General features: G+C 71.1%; 3 protein-coding genes. 1 reads left to right on the top strand and 2 read right to left on the bottom strand.

Annotated features, from left to right (window positions below):
- Positions 1–348: 348 nt before the first annotated feature.
- Both ABZW18_RS16685 and ABZW18_RS16680 read right to left on the bottom strand, forming a co-directional pair.
- Entirely contained in the window at positions 349–993 is a 645-nt protein-coding gene (locus ABZW18_RS16685) for a protein-L-isoaspartate(D-aspartate) O-methyltransferase (RefSeq protein WP_356187866.1), read from the bottom strand.
- 25 nt (positions 994–1,018) lie between these two features.
- Positions 1,019–2,161 (bottom strand): CapA family protein, encoded by a 1,143-nt coding sequence (locus ABZW18_RS16680; protein ID WP_356187864.1) that lies wholly within the window; start codon positions 2,159–2,161, stop codon positions 1,019–1,021.
- 307 nt (positions 2,162–2,468) lie between these two features.
- Here ABZW18_RS16680 and mfd point away from each other — a divergent pair, with 307 nt between their 5' ends.
- Positions 2,469–6,074 carry a transcription-repair coupling factor gene (gene mfd, locus ABZW18_RS16675; protein ID WP_356187862.1) on the top strand — a complete coding sequence of 1,202 codons (3,606 nt, stop codon included), beginning with the start codon at positions 2,469–2,471 and terminating at the stop codon, positions 6,072–6,074.
- The last annotated feature ends 111 nt before the right edge of the window (positions 6,075–6,185 follow it).

Genomic DNA, 6,185 nt, shown 5'->3' with positions numbered 1-6,185 from the left:
TCCGGGGTGGTCTTGGGTGCGTCCTCCCGCCGGGGGCCGGCGCCGGTGGCACTGCTGCCCCCGCCCCCCCCGCGCCCCCCCCCCGCTCTCAGCGTGCTGGGGCCGCGTCCGGTGCTACGTGTCGGCAGTGCCCTGCCCCCTGTCCGGCCTTTACTGCGCTGCCGGCGCGGGTCGCCCCGTCCGGTGCCGCCGCACTCCACCTGACCGAGGCCTTGAGAGCGGCTGCGGATCGCGGCCCCAGAGGTCCGGTCCCGGCGCGATCAGGGTTGCGGCATCGGGCCCGGTCCACTGCCGGGGTCGGCCGCCGCGTCCGACCGGTGGAGTCGGCTCAGCTCGGCTCAGCTCGGCTCAGGACGGAAAGCCGTGCCGTCCGCGCAGCCGGACGAACCTGGCCAGGGTAAGGACCTGCTGACGTTCCAGCCCCGAAGCGGTCCGACGGAACAACACGACCTCCTCCTGCCCGCCCGGCCCGATGGGCTGTACGAGGCGGCCGTCGAGCCGAAGCTGTTCGACCAGCGGCGGAGGAACCTCCGGGAAGGCCGCCGATACGACGATTGCGTCGTAAGGGGCACGCTGCGGTACGCCGCAGCTGCCGTCCCCGACGAGCAGCTCCGCGTTGCGAATGCCCTGACGGGCAAGATTCCGCCGTGCCTGGCGAACCATGTCCCGCCCCATTTCGATACTCACGACGTCGGCGGCCAGGCGAGCAAGCACTGCGGTCTGGAAACCGAGACCCGTGCCGATTTCGAGCACGTGCTCGTTCCCGGCGAGTTCAAGGCCCTCGATCATCCTCGCCGACAGAGAAGGCTGCGTGGTCACTTGCCCGCGCCCGATCGGAATGGGCCCGTCGGCGTAGGCGACGGCAGCGTGGTCTGCGGGGACGAATTCTGCTCGTGGTGTCGCGCGCACGGCTTCGAGTAGGCGCTCATCGCTGATACCGGCCGCTCGGACGGCACGGACGAGATCTTCGGGAGAAGCGTCTCCGGTCACCATCCACCACCGCTCACATCCGCGTCCCTTACGTTCGCCAGGGCATGAGAGTGAGCGAGCCGTCCGGTTCGAGGCCGATCCGTGAGCCGAAGCGGCGGCTGATCCGGTCGAGAGTCGCCCGTAGCCACTCGGTGTCCTTGCGCGAGGCGTGCCGGAGGCGCATCTGCCGGGGCTGCAGGGGCGCCATCCGGACGCCGGCCAGCACGCCGGTGTCCGGCTCCACCGAGACGAAGTACAGCAACCGCAGGTCGTCCCGGTACTTCTCGTACCCGGGGATGCCCTCGTAGTCGTCGATGAAGTCGCCGCAGCCGTACAGGATGAGTTTGTCGCGGTAGACCTCAAGGGGGCGGGGATGGTGCGAAGAGTGCCCGTGTACGAGGTCGACCCCGCAGTCGATCAGGGCGTGCGCGAAGCGGATCTGATCTCGGGAGACACGGAAGCCCCAGTTGGACCCCCAGTGGATCGAGGCGACCGCGACGTCGCCCGGTCGCTTCACCCGCCGTACCCGGTCTGCGACCTCGGCCGCTCCGGCGTCCGACAGCTCGGGTACGAAGGCGACGCCCGGCCGGTCCTCGGTCGCGGCCCACCCCCAGGGAATGCCGCTGGACTCCATTCCGAACGAAAAGACCAGGACCCGCCTGCCACCATCGACGGTGATCACCGCGGGTAGCCACGCCTCGGTTCCGTCCCGCCCCGCCCCCGCCACCCGCAGCCCTGCACCGGCCAAGGCGCCGAGCGTCTCTTCGAGCCCCTGGCGGCCGAAGTCCAGTACGTGGTTGTTCGCCAGCGCGCAAGCGTCGGGGCGGGCTGCGGCCAGGCAGGAGAGGTTGGCCGGATTCATTCGGTAGTGCACGGACTTGTCCGGCGCGAACGCCCCGCTTCGCGTGACGCTGGTCTCCAGATTCACCACCCGGGCGTCGGCGGCGGCCCCGTCCAGCGCCTGCAGGGCATCTCCCCAGGGCCAGGAGAAGTCGACCGGGTGGGGAATCGGCCCGTTCGCGGCCTCCGCCATCTCGACGTAGGCCCGGGCATCCGGGACGTACGGCTCCCGCAGCGTCGGGTCACCAGGGTGCGGAAGGACGCAGTCGACGCCACGGCCGAGCATGACGTCGCCGCAGAGAGCCAGCGTCACCGGGTCGTCTCGCCTTCCGCCGGGCGCATCACCGCGCATAGTTCCACGCTAAGGGCCGGAAGCAGGCCAGGGGCCGGCGGTCGAGCCCGCCGTGCTCGGTCCCCACTCGGCCCTGCGCGGAGCGTCACCGGCCTCAAGGCCGGATCCCTTGCTCGGCGGGGCCCACCGTCGCCGCTCGTCGGCCGGTGGGTCGATCGTGGTGAAGAGCTGCCACGGTCCGGTCCGCCGGGGTCAGAACTCGACGGCGGCCGTCAGCGGGGCGTCGTACCCTGGAGCACCCCGGCCCGTTCGACGTGTCGGGCAGTTCGCGTTGTCACGAAAGATCACCCCGGGACGGAAACCCTTCATGAGCCTGCACGGTCTGCTCGACGTCGTCGTCACCGATCCCGCGCTGGCCGAAGCGGTGAAGGCCGCCGCCGACGGCCACCGTCCGCACCTCGACCTCGTCGGCCCGCCCGCCGCGCGCCCCTTCGCCATCGCCGCCCTCGCCCTCCCCCGTAGCCTTGAGGGCACGGGAGGTGCCGGCCGGAGCACCCCCGTCGCCGGCCGGCCCGTGCTGGCCGTCACCGCGACCGGCCGCGAAGCCGAGGACCTGGCGGCTGCGCTGCGCTCGCTTCTCCCCCCGGACGGCGTCGTCGAGTACCCGTCCTGGGAGACGCTGCCGCACGAGCGGCTCTCCCCCCGCTCCGACACCATGGGCCGCCGTCTCGCCGTGCTGCGCAGGCTCGCGCACCCCTCGGCCGACGACCCTTCCGCAGGCCCGGTCAGCGTGGTCGTCGCCCCCATCCGCTCCGTACTGCAGCCGCAGGTCAAGGGCCTCGGCGACCTCGAGCCCGTGGCCTTGCGCAGCGGTGGGACCGCCGACCTCGGCGAGGTCACGGAGGCGCTCGCGGCCGCCGCCTACTCCCGTGTCGAGCTGGTCGAGAAGCGCGGCGACTTCGCGGTGCGCGGCGGCATCCTCGATGTCTTCCCGCCGACCGAGGAGCACCCGCTCCGTGTCGAGTTCTGGGGCGACGACATCGAGGAGATTCGTTACTTCAAGGTCGCCGACCAGCGCAGTCTCGAAGTCGCCGAGCACGGCCTGTGGGCCCCGCCGTGCCGCGAGCTGCTGCTCACCGCGGACGTACGGAACCGTGCCGCCGCCCTCGCCGAGACTCAGCCCGAGCTCTCCGAACTGCTGGGCAGGATCTCCGAGGGCATCGCCGTCGAGGGCATGGAGTCCCTCGCCCCGGTCCTCGTCGACGAGATGGAACTCCTGCTCGACGTCCTCCCGGAGGGCAGCATGACCGTGGTGTGCGAGCCGGAGCGCGTCCGCACCCGCGCCGCCGACCTCGTCGCGACCAGCCAGGAATTCCTCCAGGCGTCCTGGGCGGCCACCGCCGGCGGCGGCGACGCCCCCATCGACGTCGGCGCCGCCTCCCTCCGGGGCATCGCCGACGTACGGGAACGGGCCCGTGAGCTGGGCATGATGTGGTGGACCGTGAGCCCCTTCAGTACCGATCTGGAGCTCGACGGGGAAGTCGACGGGGACACCCTCCGGCTCGGTATGCGCGCCCCCGAGAGCTATCGCGGCGACACCGCCCGCGCCCTCGCCGACACCAAGGGCTGGCTGGCCGACGGCTGGCGCACGGTGTACGTCACCGAGGGCCACGGCCCGGCGGCCCGTACGGTCGAGGTCCTCGGCGGCGAGGGAATCCCCGCCCGCCTGGCCGCCTCCGACGGCGCGACCGGTGACCTCGCCGAGCTCACCCCCTCCCTCGTCCACGTCGCCTGCGGCTCCATCGACTACGGCTTCGTCGACCCCGGTCTGAAGCTCGCCGTCCTCACCGAGACCGATCTGTCCGGTCAGAAGGCCGCGAGCAAGGAGATGGGCCGGATGCCGGCCCGGCGCCGTAAGACCATCGACCCGCTGACCCTCCAGGCGGGCGACTTCATCGTCCACGAGCAGCACGGCGTCGGCCGCTACGTCGAGATGGTGCAGCGCACGGTGCAGGGCGCGACCCGCGAGTATCTGCTCGTCGAGTACGCGCCCGCCAAGCGCGGCCAGCCCGGCGACCGCCTCTTCGTCCCCACCGACCAGCTGGAGCAGGTCACCAAGTACGTGGGCGGCGAGGCGCCGACCCTGCACCGGCTGGGCGGCGCCGACTGGACGAAGACCAAGGCGCGCGCGAAGAAGGCCGTCAAGGAGATCGCCGCCGACCTGATCAAGCTCTACTCGGCCCGTATGGCGGCCCCCGGCTACACCTTCGGCCCGGACACCCCCTGGCAGCGGGAACTGGAGGACGCGTTCCCGTACGTCGAGACCCCCGACCAGCTCACCACCATCGCCGAGGTCAAGGAGGACATGGAGAAGTCGGTCCCGATGGACCGGCTGATCTGCGGCGATGTCGGCTACGGCAAGACGGAGATCGCGGTCCGCGCCGCGTTCAAGGCGGTGCAGGACGGCAAACAGGTCGCGGTCCTGGTTCCCACCACCCTCCTCGTCCAGCAGCACATGGGCACCTTCGCCGAGCGCTACTCCCAGTTCCCCGTCGTCACCAAGGCGCTGTCCCGCTTCCAGGCGGACGGCGAGGCCAAGGCCGTGCTCGAGGGGCTCCGCGACGGCTCGGTCGACATCGTCATCGGCACCCACCGCCTCTTCTCCTCCGAGACCAAGTTCAAGGACCTGGGCCTGGTCATCGTCGACGAGGAGCAGCGTTTTGGCGTCGAGCACAAAGAGCAGCTGAAGAAGCTCCGCGCCAACGTCGATGTGCTGACCATGTCCGCCACACCCATCCCCCGTACGCTCGAGATGGCGGTCACCGGTATCCGCGAGATGTCGACGATCACCACCCCGCCCGAGGAGCGGCACCCGGTGCTGACCTTCGTCGGGCCGTACGAGCAGAAGCAGATCGGTGCGGCCATCCGCCGCGAACTGCTGCGCGAGGGCCAGGTCTTCTACATCCACAACCGCGTCGAGTCCATCGACCGGGCCACCGCCCGCCTGCGCGAGATCGTCCCCGAGGCGCGCATCGCCACAGCCCACGGCCAGATGGGCGAGAGCGCCCTGGAGAAGGTCGTGGTCGACTTCTGGGAGAAGAAGTTCGACGTCCTGGTCTCCACCACCATCGTGGAATCGGGCATCGACATCTCCAACGCCAACACCCTGATCGTCGAGCGCGGCGACAACTTCGGTCTCTCCCAACTCCACCAGCTGCGCGGCCGGGTGGGGCGCAGCCGGGAGCGCGGCTACGCGTACTTCCTCTACCCGCCGGAGAAGCCGCTCACCGAGACCGCCCATGAGCGTCTGGCGACCATCGCCCAGCACACCGAGATGGGCGCGGGCATGTACGTCGCGATGAAGGACCTGGAGATCCGCGGCGCGGGCAATCTGCTCGGCGGCGAGCAGTCGGGCCATATCGCGGGCGTCGGATTCGATCTGTACGTACGGATGGTCGGCGAGGCCGTCGCGGACTACCGGGCCTCCCTGGAAGGCGGTGTGGAGGAGGAGCCCCCGCTCGAGGTCAAGATCGAGCTGCCGGTCGACGCGCATGTCCCGCACGACTACGCGCCGGGCGAGCGGCTGCGCCTCCAGGCCTACCGTGCGATCGCGTCAGCGAGCTCCGAGGAGGACATCGCGGCGGTCCGCGAGGAGCTCACCGACCGGTACGGCAAGCTCCCGGAGCCGGTCGAGAACCTGCTGCTGGTGGCTGGCCTGCGGATGCTCGCCCGCGCCTGCGGAGTCTCCGACATCACTCTCCAGGGGCCCAACATCCGCTTCTCCCCGGTGGAGTTGCGCGAGTCGCAGGAGCTGCGGCTGCGGCGGCTGCATCCGCGTACGGTCTTCAAGCCGGCGCTGAAGCAGATCCTGGTGCCCCGCCCGGCCACGGCCCGGGTCGGTGGCAAGCCGGTGGTCGGCCGTGAACTGCTGGCCTGGACCGGGGAGTTCCTGACGACGATCCTCGGCGCGTGAACTCCGGCCGTCCACCGGCGGAGTGGGTGGTGGTCGGCGTGCTGACGGAGCCGGGGCGGTGCACGGGCGGCGCGGGGATCACCGGGGTGGGGCGGCGGCGGGGCTGAGGCG

It is taken from the genome of Streptomyces sp. NPDC004647, from assembly GCF_040609575.1.
In the GTDB taxonomy this organism is placed as follows: domain Bacteria; phylum Actinomycetota; class Actinomycetes; order Streptomycetales; family Streptomycetaceae; genus Streptomyces.
The sequence above is the reverse complement of the archived record's forward strand: the minus strand, read 5'-3'. Positions and strand labels throughout refer to the sequence as shown.